Genomic DNA, 16307 nt, shown 5'->3' on the forward strand with positions numbered 1-16307 from the left:
TGCGAAACGATCAGTAGGGAGTCCGGCTCATACGCCTTCGTACCGGGACGCCGTGAAGTCTGGTAGCAGACCGAGCTGACGCTGATGCGACGGCCAGCGGTCGAGGCTCCAGCTCGTCATAGAATCCGGCGAGGTCCGCTTTCATCGCTGCCCTCGAAGCATTGTCGAGATAGACCATGTGGCCCGAGGGATAATTTCGAATCGTTATCCTGCCGGCCATATCCGAACTGCCAAGGGGCATGTTTTCGAAGTTCAGGATCGTTTGAAAGAACGGTGTGACGGCATCGTAGTAGCCGTTGGCCGAAAACACTTTCAAATTGAGGTTAAGCGCCATGGCTGCGGCAAGGTCGCCAGCGGTGTAGAGGGTGTCGGCACCACCCTTCTGTGCGCCTGTTGGATCGACGTGACCGAAATCCCAGTTGTTGAACGCCTGATCGTTCGAATCCAAAAATGGCGATACCGACGTATATTTCAGCTCGTCATTGAGATAGACGTTCCACATGGTGGTATAGACGCCGCCGATCGCGTTCATCGTCGGATCGTTGTTGCCGGAGTTCGGATCAATCGACCCGGCGATTCCCTGTTCGCTCGCTTTAACGCGCCCATCATAGGCGCCGATCGCCTTCCCATCGCTCTGGAGTAGACTTGTCAGAAAAACCGTTCCCTCTCCGGCGGCGGGATTGAGCTTCCAGTAGCTCAAGACGACTTCCGGTATTCCAATCATTTCGCTCAGACGTCGAAGCACCGCCTGATCAATCTGTGGATACCGAGGCAACGCTTGAGCGTAGTCCCCACGGGCGAATTCCTCGACCGATTTCATGAAGGAAGCAAGGTCGCCTGGCACCGGCTTGACCTTGTGGTGAAAGAGCGCGTCAGCCGCCAGGGTCGGCAGCATCCCGATTGGATTGCTCGTCTTGGAATAGTCCAGGATGGAGGATTGCAGGACGACGCCATTCAGGTCCACGCCATCCTCGTGCAGCATCCAGGTGAGGACGCAAGTTCTGGGCGTGCCGTACGACTCGCCAAAAAGGAATTTCGGCGAATTCCAGCGCTGGAAGACGGTCAGGTAGCGCTTGATGAACTGTTTGATGCACCGGGCGTCCTGGTCGACACCCCAGAAATCCCTGTTCTTGTTCGGCGCGATGGCAGCCGAATAGCCGGTCCCGACGGGATTGATGAAAACCAGATCCGAATGATCGAGTAGGCTATCAGGATTGTCTTCCAGCGCGTAGGGCGCGGGCGGCGTGAAGTCCGGCAGGCTGGTCTTGATGCGGCGCGGGCCGAACGAACCGAGCAACAGGTAGACTGACGACGAGCCTGGCCCTCCGTTATAGAAGAAGGTGACAGGGCGCTCCTTTGCGCTCTTCACGTTCGCGGTAAACGCCACATAGAATATCTTCGCCGCCGGCTGCCCGCTATAGAGGTCGGCCGTGACCAGATGCCCGGCCCGGGCCGTGTATTTGAGCGTCGCGCCCCCGATTTTGAGCTGATGCTGGGTGGCAACCGACCTTTCCGTGACGTCCGTGATCGAGTCGTTCTTGCGCGAGCCGTAGATGACGGTATCGATGAACGGCTGGTCCGACGACAGTTCTTCAGAAGGCATCAGGCTCATGAATGACCTCGTTGAAATCGGATGTTGGCCGGCTGGTCCCGTCGAAATGCTAATGCGCTTGCCGCAATATTCAGTCTCGTCACAACAGTCGTGATCGCGCCGTGCGGCCCGAGAGGGCCGCAACGAGCACCTTCCACGATCTCGGTGGGACGCTATGCTGCAAAGGGCTCGCGAGGAACCCGCAATAAATTCTCAATGGATGATAAGAATCGCACAGCTCAACTTCCCGGCGAGGCAATGATCGGTCGGGCAAGCAGCTCTGCTCCGCCCTAAGGCACGATGCGTCTCAACAGGGGCGCCTCGAAATTCGCCTGAACCGCCGAGGGAGCCGCACGACCGGTCGTGTGACGGATCACGCGCGGGATATCCTTTTCATCGAGCACGACGTCGATCAGGATCGGAGACGCGGTCAGCTCAGCCGCCTGTCGCAGTGCCTCGTCGAGCTCGGCCAGCGTTTTGGCCCGGGCATGCCGTGCGCCGAAAGCCTGGGCCAGAGCGGCGTAATCCCAGCGGCTGAGCGCATTGTAATAGTCCGGCTGTCCCTGCGCGCTGTCATAGTACTCAGGATGCCCCATGAACTGCTGAATGCCCATGATCCCGTTGTTCATCACGCAGATCACCGCGGGCAGTTTGTACTGAACCAGTGTGGAGAGCACCTGCGGCCCCTCACGGAAGGCAGCGTCTCCCACGAACACGACCGGCCGCCTGGTGCCGGCGCAGGCTGCGCCGACCGAAGCTCCAAGGCTGTATCCGATCGACATCCAGATGGATTGCGACACATATCCCTGCCGGGCGGCGATCGGCAGTCCTGCGGAAGCGAAAAGCGACAGGCCGGTATCCGCGATGACGAGCTTGTCCCGCACGAAATCCGACATTCGCGCGAACAGAAGATCGAAAGTCATGGGTGAATCGCCGGCAGAGGGGCTGGAGCCCGGCTGTCGCAAGGCAGTCCCGTCCCACCGAAGCGGCACGGCCGCATGACTTGCCAGCCGGTACGTCAGCCCGACCACGAACTCCCTGAGCCCGACATCGGGGTAGATGTGATGCCCGATGCGTATGCCACCGTGCGATGCAAGTATCATGCTGTTGTAGTCTTTCGTGACGATGTCGCCGACGAAATCCGTGATCGCGGTGCCCAGAGCAATGACGAGATCGGCCCTCTCGACGAATTCCTGAAGGTCGGGTGGCGCGAACCGTCCATCATAGACGCCGAGGAAGCCCCTTGTGGTCTCGGCCAGCACCGATTTTCCGGCCAGCGTCGTCACGTAAGGCAGCCCGCCCGCGCGCAACAGCTCGGCGAACTCCCCGTGCAATTGCCAGCGGTCGAGCTCTTCGCCGGCCCACACCACAGGGCGCTGCGCGCCGGCAAGCCGCGCCAGGGCGTCGTCGAGGCATTCCGATAGCGAATCCGCATTGACCGGCGTCAGCGAGGCGCTGAGCTTCCCCACCGGCAAGGGGCAGGACTGCCCCCACAAGTCCTGGCTGATTTCGAGATAGACCGGGCGCCGGTGCGTCATGCAGGCGATCAGGACCTCGTCGATCTTGTCCGGCGCCTCCTCCGCCCGCTCGATCACGGCTGTCGCCGCCGTCACCTGCGCATAAATCGCCAGGTCCGCCTTCAGCCGGCCGGTCGAGTGCAGGAACATGATGCCGTAATCGACTTCGAGATCGAGCTGGTTGGTAGAGGGACCTCCATTGATGACGACAACCGGACATCGCTCGACAAAAGCGCCGGTGACGCCGTTGAGCGCACTCAAGGCGCCGACGCCATAGGTCCCGCACATCGCGCCATAACCCCGGATGCGGGCATAGGCGTCGGCCGCATACGCTGCCTCCATCTCATACGTCGTGAAAACAGCCTTCAGCCGGGAATTTCCGGCGAGCGCGGCAAGCATCCCACTGCAATAACTGCCCGGCACGTTGAACAGATGCTCGATGCCGAGCTCCTCCAGGCGGGTAACGAGATAGGATGCCACCGTGCCGTTGCGGGGCCTTTCAAGCATGGCCATCCACCTCCAGCGCCGGTTCGGCGTCCGCCGTTACCGCTGTCTCGAACCGGATACTGCAGCAGCCATGACCAGACGGCATACAGACCAGCAACAATCGATGATTGATCGTGTGGCGCCACCAAGTGGCGCACACCTGGAGATAGTCGGACTGCAAGATGAAAAAAGGAGCAATTCCGCCCTGTATTAAGCGGGGAAGCGTGCGCGCGAGGTGACGGCGCATCGCCAGCTTCCCACCCTTCTTTTTTTCTACCATTACGCGAGTTTAGCCCTCGCCGCTGTCTTGGGAACTCGCTATAAATTCTCTATGCTTGATAAGAAATGCACAGGCGATCTCGACTGGGAAGACTTGCGCTATTTCGCAGCGCTTGCGCGGCATCGCTCGCTGTCCGCAACTGCCCGTGCGCTGCGCGTCAATCATGCGACGGTGTCCCGCCGAGTTGCTCACCTCGAGGCGCTTCTCGGGCGCGCCTTGTTCGAGCGCCGCGCCGAAGGCTACATGCTGACGGCCGACGGCAGGGCCGTGCTGGAAGAAGCCAAGGTGATGGACAGCGCAGCGCTCTCGGTTCTGCGGCGCCTCGATGCGAGCGCAGAACTCAGCGGCCTCGTGCGATTGACGGCCGGACGCAGCCTGGCCGAAGGATTCCTGATCGACCGGCTGGACGGGCTGCATCGACGTCATCCGGGAATAGATCTCGAGCTCATCGGCGATGTCAGGCTCCTGAGCCTTGCCCGGAGAGAGGCCGACATTGCCTTGCGTTTCGGTCACCCTAAGGGCAGTGAGCTCGCCGCCCGGCGCGTGGGCACGATCTACTTTGGCCTCTACGTCGCTGCGAACCTGCGCTCCGAACCGGACATGATGACGCGATTGCCGCTTGTCGGCTTCGACAGGGACGGCGATTCGATTGCCGAAGCCGAATGGCTCGAGCAGCATTTTCCGGGACGCCGGTTCTCCTTTCGCGCCAACAGCCAGATCGCGCAGGCTGCTGCGACACGGGCAGGCTTCGGAATCGCGCTGCTGCCGCGCTATCTGGCCGACAATGATCGCAAGCTTGCCGAGATCGACTGCGACGCGCCGATGCTCGAGCGCGAGCTCTGGCTTCTGATCCGTCCCGACCTGACGAAAGTGCCTCGTGTCCGCGCGGTCGCCGACTATCTCGTCGAGATCTTCCGCCGCGAACGGCAACACTTCGCGGGCCATTCCCACGCCGCCGGGCGTGAACCGATGGAAGTGCAGCCGGCGGAAGAAGAAGAGGCCCCGGAAGCCTGAGCTGCGGGGCCTCTCCTCCGCCGGCTGCACCGTCGTGCCGATGAATGGCCAGCCACCATCCACCGGCACGACGAGAAGTCACGCGCTCACACCAGCCAGTCTCGTCACGAGTTGCTTCAAATCCGGCGTCCCGATCCCGGTGACGAGGTCATAACCCGGCCCGCAACTGTAGGCGCCGTTGCTTTGAGTCAATATGTCGCGGAAGCAGTTGCTGCCGATCATCGGGTAGATCAGCGGATTGAGATAGGGAAGCGGTGCTTGGCGGTTATTCTGCCGCGCCTCGTTGATCAGCGCACACAAACCGGCCCAGATCGGCGCGCTCCAGCTGGTGCCGCCATACTGCAAGCGCTGGCCGTTGAGGATGATCAAGCCGCCTTCATTGGGATCCGCCGCAGCGCCGACATCGGGGACCATCCGTTGATTGCCGGCCGGCACACCATTGCCCTGTTGCCACGACGGTCGCGGAAAGAATTTGCTCTTCCCACCGCCGCTGCCCGTCCAGCCGGTTTCGGACGCCACCTGCCCGTTCGCCGCCAGCCGCAGCGACGTGCCGCCGACCGCCACGACGTGCGGGCTGGTCGCCATCCACTCGGCCGCCAGCGGGCCGTTGGCATGATGGCCGTCCGGCCCCGGGTTTGACCCGGCATCGCCGGTCGACACGAACACGTTGACGCCCAGGGCGGCGAACCGGACGAAACGGGCCTCCTCGGCGTTCACTTCGCCCTGCGTCATGAAGGCTTCACTGAGGCCAAGGCTGATCGACACGACACGCAAAGTCGGTTGCGCCAGCGCGTCGGCGTAGATGCGGTCGAGCGCGCGGTCGAGATCGATAAAGGCGAGCGTGCCGGTGGCGTAGATGCGCACGTTCGCCTCGGGAGCGATGGTGCTCGCCCATTGCGCATCCAACGTCTCCTCGCCCGAGGGGGCAGGCAATGCTCCGCCCTTGACGTTGATCTTGGTGATGCGCGCCATGCTGCCGGCAACGCCGTTGGCCGTCCAAAACGCCGTCAGGTCGGAGTCCAGCGGGAACGTATCGATCAGGATGGCAATCTCCTGCCCCTTCCCGCTCAGGCCGAGCCCTGCGCCGCTGTAGGCCTTCAGGATTTCCGGAGCCAGATACGGCGGCGCGTTGGCGATCGCCGGCTCCACGGCCGCCTCCGACTTCACCTGCATGTACGAGCGGAGATGCTTGCGGGCTTGCCGATAGGGTTGCAGCCCGCCGATATTCACCACCGCACCAGCAACATCCACCGGCAGGCTCGGGACGTCGGACGCCGCGGTGTATGTCTGGCCCTCCCGCGTGACTCGCACCATGTGCACGCCGAGGCTCGCCTCGACCTGCGAAGCGGGAGCGGTGGCGTAGATGGTGGTGCGGTCGGGCGTCACCTGCGTGATGGTGAAGCCCTCCTTCTTCAGCCAGCTCTCCAGCGCGCCGGCTGCGGCCGAATCGACCGCGTATTTCGTCTTCAGCTCCTGTGGCGAAATCGTTTCGCCCTTGTCGACACGCGCCTCCAGCTCCTTCTGGACATCAGGCGCAACGCCAAGCGCAAAACTCACGTCCATCTTCTCGTCGCGGTGCCGCGGATCGGCCGCGCTGGCGATCAGGCCGTGCGCCGTCACGCCCGACGACGGAATGGGGACCACGCTGTTTGGAAACATTTTTCTGTCTGTCATTTTTACAGCCCTCGTTTCACAGGTTCATTGTTCGGATGGCAATTTGCTCAGGTGACAATTCTCGGCGTCGTCATTTGCAATTTCATTTTGATGCCGCACCTCGTTGAAACGAGGCGAAGCCAACCCGCACGCGAGCTTAGCCCTCGCCGCTCTCCTGGGAATTCGCAATAAATTCTCTGTGCTCGATCAGAAATGCACAGGCCCCCAAGGAGGAGCCGCAATGTGAGCCGGCTGACCAATTGCACGACTGCGGCGACACACTCGCTGACACCGATCGGGCTCCTGCGACCGTGGCGATCCAGAAGTGCGAGTTCTATGATTGAGGCTCAGCGCGTTGGAAAATTCGGCGCGGTATCGCCGACTGTCAACCGCTCCGATCCATCGTCGGTCAATTCGAGGAGATACCGCAAAGCAGAACCAGGTCGGCAAGAGAGTCGTCGAAAACAATTGCCGCGGCAAACTGTTATCGATACCGTAAGCTGATCATCGTTCGCTGTCGCGAGCGTCGGCAGGCCAAATCCCGTGGCACGGAGGCAGGCTCCACACACACCAAGCAGACATCGCGTTGAGATGAAGCGAACTCGGACGACGACCAGAAAGGCGCCCAAGCGGCCAGCGACCATGGCTGAGGTGGCGGCGCGGGCGGGCGTTTCCACCATGACCGTCTCGCGTGCGTTGAAGAGCGATGGTGCCGTCTCCCAGGAGACGCGGCAGCGCATCCTCGCCGCCGTCGAAGAGCTCGGATATGTGCTCGACCTGTCTGCGGGCGCACTGTCCTCGAAGCGGACGGGTTTCGTGGCGGCCCTCATCCCTTCCATCAACAACTCCAATTTCTCGGACACTGCGCGCGGGATCACGGAGGCGATCGAAGGCCAGGGGCTGCAAATGCTTCTCGGCTACACCGACTACGATATCGACAAGGAAGAGCAGCTCGTGCGGGCGATGCTGACGCGCCGGCCCGACGGGATCATCGTCACCGACGGCCGGCACACGCCGAAGGCGCGGCGGATGCTGCAATCCGCCGGCATTCCGGTAGTCGAGACCTGGGATCTGCCTGCCGATCCGATCGACCATGTCGTGGGCTTCTCCAACGCCGAAGCGTCGCGCGCGCTGGTGCACCGGCTCTATCAGAAGGGCTACCGCAACATTGCGTTCATCGGCGGCGCAAGCAGGCGCGACACGCGCGGCGCAGATCGCCGGCTCGGCTACAAGCGAGCCGTCGAGGAGCTCGGCCTGCCGGTCGGGCGTACGATCTCGTTCGGCAATCCGCCAATCTCCATGCAACAGGGCGGCGAGGCCATCGTCCAGCTCATCGAGCAATGGCCGGACGTGGACGCCGCCGTTTGCGTCTCCGACCTGTCTGCCTTTGGCGCGATCATGGAATGCCATCGCCGCGGCTGGGCAGTCCCTGGCCGGATCGCGGTGGCCGGCTTCGGCGACTTCGAGGTTTCGCGCTGCTCCTGGCCGAGGATCACGACCGTCGCCGTCGATTGCCGCAATATCGGACTGGAAGCCGGCAGCGTCCTGCTGCGCGCCATCGACGATGTGAGGGAAGGCCGGAGACCCGGGCCCGAGACCTTGATCGTCCCCTTCGAGGTCATCGAGCGCGAAAGCAGCTGAGCCCGGCTTGACAGCGTCGCCCGACCGGGTACGGTGTTATCGATAACAAATATGACGCCATAACGGATCACGATCGCCAAGCGCCTGGTCAACGGTCGGGAGATGCTCCCAATCGTTCGCGGCCGGCTGGCGATTTCGGGAGGAGAGCCAGGCATGGCATCGGGTGCGCTGCGCTTCGATGGAGTCGTCAAATCGTTTGGCGGCACTCGCGCGCTCAAAGGCGTCAGCTTCGGCGTCGGGCGCGGCGAAATCGTCGCCCTGCTCGGCGAGAACGGCGCGGGCAAGTCGACCCTCATCAAGGTGCTCGGCGGCATCCATCGTCCGGATGCCGGCGCGGTGACGATCGCAGGCGAGCCCTATCACCATGCGCCCGGCGGCCGCGCCGACCACCAACCTGTCGCCTTCATCCATCAGGATCTCGGCCTCGTCGAATGGATGACGGTGGCGGAGAATGTCGGCCTCGCGCAGGGCTTTCCGCGAACCCGGCCGTTCGGCCTCATCGACTGGCGCGGCGCCGAGGCGCGCGCGACCAAAGCGCTCGCGCTCGTGGGCTGCGATATCGACCCGACCACGCGCGTGTCGAGCCTGTCGCGCACCGAGAAGTCGCTGGTCGCCATCGCCCGCGCGCTCGTCGTCAATTGCGATTTCCTCGTGCTCGACGAGCCGACCGCGAGCCTGCCGGCAGATGAGGTTGAGCGCCTGTTCGCGGCGCTGCGGCGCCTGCGCGAGCAGGGCGTCGGCATGATCTATGTGTCGCACCGCCTCGACGAGATCTTCCGCATCGCCGACCGCGTCGTCGTGTTGCGCGACGGCCAGCTCGTCGGCGAGAAGGCGATCAGCGAGACTTCGCCGGAAGATCTGGTGCGGCTGATCGTCGGTAGGCCCCTGCTCGACATGTTCGAGAAAGCGGCTTCCCACTCCGGCAAGACCCGCGTCACGGTGCGAGGATTGATCACCCCGAAGGCCGGCCCTGTGGATTTCGACGTGCGCGAGGGCGAACTCCTCGGCCTCGTGGGCTTGCGCGGCGCGGGCCAGGAGGACGTCGGCCGGGCGCTGTTCGGCGCGGTCGCGCATCGCGGTGAGATCCTGATCGACGGCACGGCGCCCGATCTGTCCAGCCCCGTGACCGCCATGGCCGGCGGCATTGGCCTGGTTGCCCGCGACCGAACGGAGGAATCGATCGCGGCATCCTTGTCGATCCGCGAGAATGCCTTCCTCAACCCGGGCGCTTCCGGGCGCGGCCTGTTCGACGTGCTTGCACCGCGCCGCGAAGCGGAAGAGGCGGTCAAGCTCGGCGCCCTCGTGGGCCTGCGGCCCAATGATCCGCATCTCGCCATCGAGGGGCTGTCCGGCGGCAATCAGCAGAAGGTCGTCGTCGGACGCTGGCTTGCCACCGGCCGCAAGCTGCTGGTGGCCGAGGATCCGACTGCCGGCGTCGACGTCGGCGCCAAAGCTGAGATCTATCGGCTGATCGCGCGCGCCATCACCGAAGGACTTGCCGTCGTCGTCGTCTCCACCGACTTCGAGGAAGTTGCGCATATCTGCCATCGCGCGCTCGTCTTCAACCGCGGCCGGATCATCACCGAGATCGCCGGCGACAACCTTACGACCGAAGCCCTGATCACCGCCGCGTCGGCCTCCGAGGCCGCGTAAGGGACAAATCGCACGGGCTCGCGAGAGGCCCGCCGGGAGGAACGCATGGGAATGAATTCGATCGAATCGAACGCACTGGAGCCAACGCGCGCGGATCTCGCCGGCGCGTCGCTGTCGCAGAAGATCACGCGGCTGCTGCCAGTGTACGGCCTGCCGATCATCACAGTGGCGCTGATCGCGCTGTTCTCGATCCTCCTGCCCAACACGTTTCCGACGCTGCTCAACCTGCGCTCGATCGTGTCCGATAAGTCGATCATCGCCATGCTGTCGCTCGCAGCGATGATCCCGATGGCCGCCGGCAAGATCGACCTCACGGTCGGCTATGGCATCGTGCTCTGGCACATCCTGGTGATCAGCCTGCAAACCGCCTTCGGCCTGCCCTGGCCGGTCGCGGTCCTCGTCGTCATCTGCCTGGGCGCCTTCACCGGCCTTCTCAACGGCCTGCTGGTCGAAGTCGCGCGCATCGACAGCTTCATCGCCACGCTCGGCACCGGCACGGTGCTGTATGCGCTGGCGCTTTGGCACACCGGCGGCCGGCAGGTCGTCGCGATGCTGCCGGAAGGGTTCCTCGCGCTCAACGGCACGATGATCTTCGGCCTGCCGATCACGGGCTTCTATGTGCTCGTTCTCGCGGTGGCGATGTGGCTGATGTTCGAATATCTGCCGCTCGGCCGCTACATTTACGCCATCGGTGCCAACCCGAAGACGGCCGCGCTCAACGGCATTCCGGTGCAGCGCTTCACGGTCGGCGCCTTCATGGCCTCGGGCATCCTCACCGCTGTCACCGGCGTTTTGCTTGCCTCGAAGCTGCGCATCGGCCAGGCGAGCGTCGGCCTCGAATATCTCCTGCCCGCCCTGGTCGGCGCCTTCCTCGGTTCGACCACCATCAAGCCCGGCCGCGTCAACGTCTGGGGCACCATCGTCGGCGTCGCGGTGCTCGCGGTCGGCATCGCCGGCATTCAGCAGTTCGGCGGCTCCTTCTGGGTCGAGCCGCTTTTCAACGGCCTCACGCTGCTCGCCGCAATCGGAATGGCCGGATACGCGCAGAGGAAGCGCGGGGCCGTTGCGAAGGTCCCGGTCGGCGCACCCGATCGCAGGGCTTGAAACCAACCAACGATGGAGTTCGTGGCCGGCGACGAGCCGGCCACAACGGAAAGTCCGGCGCAAAGCCGGCGATGAAACCGAAACGGCAATTTACCAAGGAGAACGCTCTATGTTGCATTCGATGATACGAACCGGCGCTGTCGTCGCCGGCCTCGCATTCGGTCTTGCCTCCGCCCACGCCGACTCGCTCGCTGATGCCAACGCCTTCGTCGAGAAATATGCTTCCAAGGTCGACAAATGGGACGGTCCGACCACCGCTCCGAAGATCGCCAAGGGCAAGACCATCGTCGTGCTTGCTTCCGACATGAAGAACGGCGGTGTGCTCGGCGTCACCAAGGGCATCGAGGAAGCGGCGAAGGCCGCCGGCTGGACCGTGCGCACGCTTGATGGCGCCGGCTCGGTCTCCGGCCGCACCGCCGCCTTCGGTCAGGCCATGACGCTCAAGCCCGACGGCCTCGTGATCTGCGGTTTCGACGCGGTCGAGCAGAAGCCTGGCATGGAGGCGGCCAAGGCCGCCAAGATTCCGATGGTCTCCTGGCACGCCGCTCCCGCCATCGGCCCAGTGCCCGAAGCCGGCGTCTTCGCCAATGTGACGACCGATCCGATGGCCGTCTCCACCGCCGCGGCCAACTGGGCGTTCGTCGATGCCAAGGGCAAGCCGGGCGTGATCATCTTCACCGACTCGACCTATGAGATCGCGATCGCCAAGGCCAAGAAGATGAAAGAGGTGATCGAGGCGCTCGGCGGCAAGGTTCTCGAATGGGTCGATACGCCGATCGCCGAGACCTCGACGCGCATGCCGCAGCTCACCACCTCGCTGCTGCAAAAGCACGGCGCCGCCTGGACGCATTCGCTTGCGATCAACGACCTCTACTATGACTTCATGGCGCCCTCGCTGTCCGCGGCCGGCATCAAGGGCACCGGCGCGCCCGTCAATGTCGCTGCGGGCGACGGCTCCGAAAGCGCCTATCAACGCATCCGCTCCGGCGCCTACCAGGCTGTCACCGTGGCCGAGCCACTCAACCTCCAGGGCTGGCAGCTCGTCGACGAATTGAACCGCGCCATCGCCGGAGAGAAATGGTCGGGTTATGTCTCGCCGCTGCACGTGGTGACCAAGGCCAATGTCGAGTTCGACGGCGGCCCGACCAATACGTTCGACCCGGGCAATGGCTATCGCGACGCCTACAAGAAAGCCTGGGGCCTCTAAGCGTCCTTCCCCTCACCCCGAGCACGGCATGACCGTGCTCCCTCGGCGGTCGGCCGGAAGCTGACCGCCGATTTTCTTCCACTCCATCAGACAGACGAGCCAATACCGATGTTCATCCGTTGCGCTTTTTTCAGTGGCCGCATCAAGCCGGGACGCGAAGCCGAATTCACCGCCTATGTGCGCGAGAAACTCGTGCCGCTGTGGACGCGCTTTCCCGGCGCCGACGAGGTTCGCGTGCTGCGCCAGGAGGAAAGCGACAGCGACGCCCAGCGTTACGAGATGGTGCTCGCGATCCGCTATCCCTCGCGCGAGGCCATCGAGCAAGCGCTCGCCTCGCCGGTTCGCTTCGAGAGCCGCGAAGTGACCAAGGGGCTGACGGAGATGTTCGACGGCTCCATCTTCCACACGGTCTTCAAGGCCGATGATTTCGCGCTGCCGACCGACTGATCGCGGAGATCTGACGCCGTGAGCACTTACGACGTTCTCGACCAGCGATTTCAGGCGCTGATCATCGGACATGCCAAGCTCGACAGGCTCTGGACCGGCAGCCGCTGGGCCGAGGGCCCGGTCTATGTGCCGGCCGCCAAGTCGTTGCTGTGGTCCGACATTCCCAATGACCGCGTGTTGCGCTTCGACGAGACCGACGGTTCGGTCTCGGTGTTCGAAAACCCCTGCGGCTATCACAACGGTCATAGCCGCGATGCGCAGGGACGTGTGATCGCCTGCGAACACGGCGGCCGCCGCATCTCGCGGCTGGAGCCCGATGGCCGCTGGGTGGGACTGGTCGAGCGCTTCGAAGGAAAGCGTTTCAATTCTCCCAATGATGTCGTGGTCAAGTCGGACGGAACCATCTGGTTCTCCGATCCGACCTACGGCATCGACAGCGAGTATGAAGGGTACGCCGGGCCCAGCGAGATCGGCGCCAGCAACGTCTATCGTTTCGATCCGGCGAGCGGCGCACTGTCGGCGGTTGTGACAGACATGGTGAAGCCGAACGGTCTCGCCTTCTCGCCCGACGAACGGCTGCTCTATGTCGCCGAAACGGGCGCGACGCACGTGCCGGGCCTGCCGGCTATCATCCGCGCCTACGACGTTGCACCGAGCGGGCTTGCGGTGAGCGAAGGCCGCACCTTCGCGACCTCACCGGCCGGATTCTATGATGGATTCCGCGTCGATCGGAACGGCAATATCTGGACGTCGACGGCGGATGCCGTCGCCATCTATGCGCCCGACGGCACGCTGATCGGACGCATTCCGGTGCCTGAGATCGTCTCCAACCTGACCTTCGGCGGACCAAAACGAAACAGGCTCTACATCACCGCCCAGACATCGCTCTACGCGATCTTCGTCAACGCGCACGGATTGTCCTGAGCCCGCACGGGCGCATCAGGTGGGCGGCGTGCGCGCCGCCCAGAATTCCATGAGCGCGGCCTGATCCATCGCCCCGCACCCGGTCGCGGTCAGCAGGCGATGGATCTCGGCGCAGACGACAGTCATCGGCATCGCGATGCCCGTCTGGCGCGCAAGATCCTGCGCGCCGTTCAGGTCCTTCACCATGTTGTCGATGCGGCCCGTCGGACGATAGTCGCGCGCGGCAAAGCGCGGCATGTATTCCTGGAGGATCGCGCTGTCGGCGCGGCCGCCAAGCAAGGCTTGCGGAATCTTGGCCGCATCCACGCCGGAGGCCTCGGCCAGCGCCGTCGCCTCGGCAACGGCGACGAAGTTGAGCGCGCACAGAACCTGGTTGATCAGTTTCGTTGTCTGTCCTGCGCCGCTCGGACCCATATGCGTGAAATTCGAGGCGACCTCGGCGAGCACCGCCCGCGCCTCCGCGACATCGGCAGCGTCCCCACCGGCCATGCAGGTCAACTGGCCGATCAAGGCTTTCGGCGCGCCGCCGGACAGAGGACTGTCGACCCAGCGCAGACCGGCTGCGGCCGCGTCCTTCGCCAGCGCGCGCGTGGATTCCGGATCGATCGACGACATGTCGATGATGAGCATGCCCTTCCGCGCGCCTTCGGCAACGCCTGCCGGTCCGAACACGGCGGCTCTGACGATCTTGGGCGAGTTGAGGCTGAGGATCACGGCGTCAGCTTCGGCCGCAGCCTTCGCAGCGGTGGTGGCCGCGGTCGCGCCCTTTTCGACGAGGCTAGCTACCTTCGCAGCATCGAGATCGAACACCAACAGGCGGGTGTTGGTCTGAGCCAATCGAGTTCCGATCGCGCCGCCCATGGCGCCGGCGCCGATCAATGCGACTGAACAGGGCATTTCGACATCTCCGCGGTGAGTTTCGGCGGCACGGCTCAGAGCGAGGCCGTGATCCCGCCGTCGACATAGAGCACGTGCCCGTTGACGAAGGAGGACGCGCCCGAAGCGAGGAAGATGCAGGCGCCGACGAGTTCCTCGACCTTGCCCCAGCGGCCCGCGGGGGTGCGCTTTTCGAGCCAGGCCGAGAACGCGGAATCCGCAACCAGCGCGGCATTGAGCGGCGTATCGAAATAGCCGGGCGCGATCGCGTTGACCTGAAGGCCGTGTTTCGCCCAGTCCGTCGCCATGCCCTTCGTCAGATTTCCGACCGCGCCCTTCGTCGCTGTGTAGGGCGCAATCGACGGGCGCGCGAGCGCAGTCTGCACCGACGCGATGTTGATGATCTTCCCGGCGCCACGCGCGATCATGTGGCGCGCGCAGGCCTGGCCGACATTGAAGACCGAGGCGATGTTGGTTTGCAGCAGGCGTTGGAACGCGTCCGCCGGGAAATCCTCGAGCGGCGCGCGGTGCTGCATGCCGGCATTGTTGACGAGGATGTCGATGGGCCCGATGTCGGCCTCGAAGCGGTCGACGGCCGTACGGGCCGCGGCGTGATCAGCGGCATCGAAGGCGAGCGTTCGCGCGCCGGCAATGGAGCTCGCGGCAGCCGCAAGCTTGGCTTCGTCGCGACCGTTGAGAACGACCTGCGCACCGGCCTCGGACAGGCCGCGCGCAAGCGCAAAGCCGATACCTTGCGAAGATCCTGTCACCAGCGCTCGGCGTCCTGTCAGATCGAACAACTTGATTGCCACCCTGTTTCCTTTTCTTGCGGCTCGACATACCACTCTCACTACACTATGTTATCGATAACATAAACTGTCAAGACCGCGCCAAAGAGGAGCGCTCACCTGCATGTCGAAGCCTGAAATCCTTCAGATGGGCCCCTATCCGGAATGGGATCAGCTCCCGCTTGATGAAACCTACATCGCGCACCGCTACTTCGAGGCGGCCGACAAGCCCGCCCTCCTCGCCGAAGTGGGAGCCCGCGTGCGAGCCATCGCTACGCGCGGCGAGCTCGGCGCGAACGCGGAACTCATCGCGGCATGTCCAAAGCTCGAGATCATCTCGATCTACGGCGTCGGCTTCGATGCCGTGCATCTGGACAGCTGCCGGTCGCGCGGCATCCGCGTCACCAACACGCCGGACGTGCTGACGAAGGACGTAGCCGACCTCGCGATCGCGATGATGCTCGCGCAATGGCGCGGCGTGAACGGTGCCGAGCGCTGGGTGCGGGACGGTTCATGGGTCGCCAAGGGACTCTATCCCCTGAGGACACGAGCCTGGGGCAAGCGCGCAGGCGTCCTCGGCCTCGGACGCATCGGGTTTGAGGTGGCGCGCCGGCTGGCCGGCTTCGACATGGACGTCGCTTATTCCGACATCGAGGCGAAGCCATACGCCGGCGATTGGACCTTCGTCGCCGATCCGGTCGCGCTCGCCGCGCGTTCGGATGTCCTGTTCGTCACGCTCGCCGCCTCGGCGGCAACGCGGCACATCGTCGGACCTGCGGTTCTTGAAGCGCTCGGCCCCAACGGGCTGCTCGTCAACGTCTCGCGTGCCTCCAACATCGACGAAGAGGCACTCATCTCGACGCTTGCCAGCGGCAAGCTCGGCGCGGCGGCGCTCGATGTCTTCGAGGGCGAACCGAACCTGAACCCGAGATTCCTGGAGCTGCCGAATGTCCTCCTGCAGCCTCACCACGCCTCCGGGACGGTCGAGACCCGCAAGGCGATGGGTCAGTTGATGCGCGACAATCTCGCCGCGCATTTCGCTGGCCGCACGCTGCCCAGTCCCATCCTCTGACTTCTCGACGGGGCACCTGCCGCAGAAGGAACCTTCTACACCCGTCCTGCAAGC

General features: G+C 64.0%; 13 protein-coding genes. 8 read left to right on the forward strand and 5 right to left on the reverse strand.

The window, feature by feature from the left end:
- Positions 1-10: 10 nt before the first annotated feature.
- A complete protein-coding gene (locus NLM32_RS33740) occupies positions 11-1612 on the reverse strand; it encodes a S10 family peptidase (protein ID WP_254133021.1) in 1602 nt (533 codons plus the stop codon).
- Positions 1613-1881: 269 nt separating this feature from the next.
- Positions 1882-3615 (reverse strand): alpha-keto acid decarboxylase family protein, encoded by a 1734-nt coding sequence (locus NLM32_RS33745; RefSeq protein WP_254133022.1) that lies wholly within the window; start codon positions 3613-3615, stop codon positions 1882-1884.
- Positions 3616-3829: 214 nt separating this feature from the next.
- On the opposite strand from NLM32_RS33745, the gene NLM32_RS33750 reads away from it, so the two are divergent.
- Positions 3830-4888, forward strand: coding sequence for a LysR family transcriptional regulator (locus NLM32_RS33750; RefSeq protein WP_254133023.1), 1059 nt, complete (start codon positions 3830-3832; stop codon positions 4886-4888).
- Between the two features lie 78 nt (positions 4889-4966).
- On the opposite strand, the gene NLM32_RS33755 is transcribed toward NLM32_RS33750, so the two are convergent.
- Positions 4967-6562: a protease pro-enzyme activation domain-containing protein gene (locus NLM32_RS33755; RefSeq protein ID WP_254133024.1), complete on the reverse strand. Its 1596-nt coding sequence runs from the start codon at positions 6560-6562 to the stop codon at positions 4967-4969.
- Positions 6563-7183: 621 nt separating this feature from the next.
- Here NLM32_RS33755 and NLM32_RS33760 point away from each other — a divergent pair.
- The 6 genes from NLM32_RS33760 to NLM32_RS33785 all read left to right on the forward strand — a co-directional run bounded on the left by NLM32_RS33760 (position 7184) and on the right by NLM32_RS33785 (position 13517).
- Entirely contained in the window at positions 7184-8182 is a 999-nt protein-coding gene (locus tag NLM32_RS33760; protein ID WP_254133025.1) for a LacI family DNA-binding transcriptional regulator, read from the forward strand.
- Positions 8183-8335: 153 nt separating this feature from the next.
- A complete protein-coding gene (locus NLM32_RS33765) occupies positions 8336-9835 on the forward strand; it encodes a sugar ABC transporter ATP-binding protein (protein WP_254133026.1) in 1500 nt (499 codons plus the stop codon).
- A 51-nt stretch (positions 9836-9886) separates the two neighbouring features.
- Positions 9887-10939 (forward strand): ABC transporter permease, encoded by a 1053-nt coding sequence (locus NLM32_RS33770; protein ID WP_254133027.1) that lies wholly within the window; start codon positions 9887-9889, stop codon positions 10937-10939.
- 121 nt (positions 10940-11060) lie between these two features.
- On the forward strand, positions 11061-12146 hold the full coding sequence (locus NLM32_RS33775) for a substrate-binding domain-containing protein (RefSeq protein WP_375143654.1): 1086 nt from the start codon (positions 11061-11063) through the stop codon (positions 12144-12146).
- Between the two features lie 108 nt (positions 12147-12254).
- The gene (locus NLM32_RS33780; RefSeq protein WP_254133029.1) at positions 12255-12593 is read left to right on the forward strand and encodes a hypothetical protein; all 339 of its coding nucleotides are present in this window, start codon (positions 12255-12257) and stop codon (positions 12591-12593) included.
- Between the two features lie 18 nt (positions 12594-12611).
- Complete coding sequence (locus NLM32_RS33785; protein ID WP_254133030.1) at positions 12612-13517, forward strand: SMP-30/gluconolactonase/LRE family protein; 906 nt, start codon at positions 12612-12614, stop codon at positions 13515-13517.
- A 15-nt stretch (positions 13518-13532) separates the two neighbouring features.
- Here NLM32_RS33785 and NLM32_RS33790 read toward each other — a convergent pair whose 3' ends face one another.
- The gene (locus tag NLM32_RS33790) at positions 13533-14414 is read right to left on the reverse strand and encodes an NAD(P)-dependent oxidoreductase (RefSeq protein ID WP_254133031.1); all 882 of its coding nucleotides are present in this window, start codon (positions 14412-14414) and stop codon (positions 13533-13535) included.
- A 35-nt stretch (positions 14415-14449) separates the two neighbouring features.
- Positions 14450-15205 carry an SDR family oxidoreductase gene (locus NLM32_RS33795; RefSeq protein WP_254133032.1) on the reverse strand — a complete coding sequence of 252 codons (756 nt, stop codon included), beginning with the start codon at positions 15203-15205 and terminating at the stop codon, positions 14450-14452.
- A 100-nt stretch (positions 15206-15305) separates the two neighbouring features.
- Between NLM32_RS33795 and NLM32_RS33800 the strand changes: the two genes are divergently transcribed.
- The gene (locus NLM32_RS33800; protein WP_254133033.1) at positions 15306-16253 is read left to right on the forward strand and encodes a 2-hydroxyacid dehydrogenase; all 948 of its coding nucleotides are present in this window, start codon (positions 15306-15308) and stop codon (positions 16251-16253) included.
- The last annotated feature ends 54 nt before the right edge of the window (positions 16254-16307 follow it).

It is taken from the genome of Bradyrhizobium sp. CCGUVB14 (assembly GCF_024199935.1).
Taxonomy (GTDB): Bacteria; Pseudomonadota; Alphaproteobacteria; order Rhizobiales; family Xanthobacteraceae; genus Bradyrhizobium.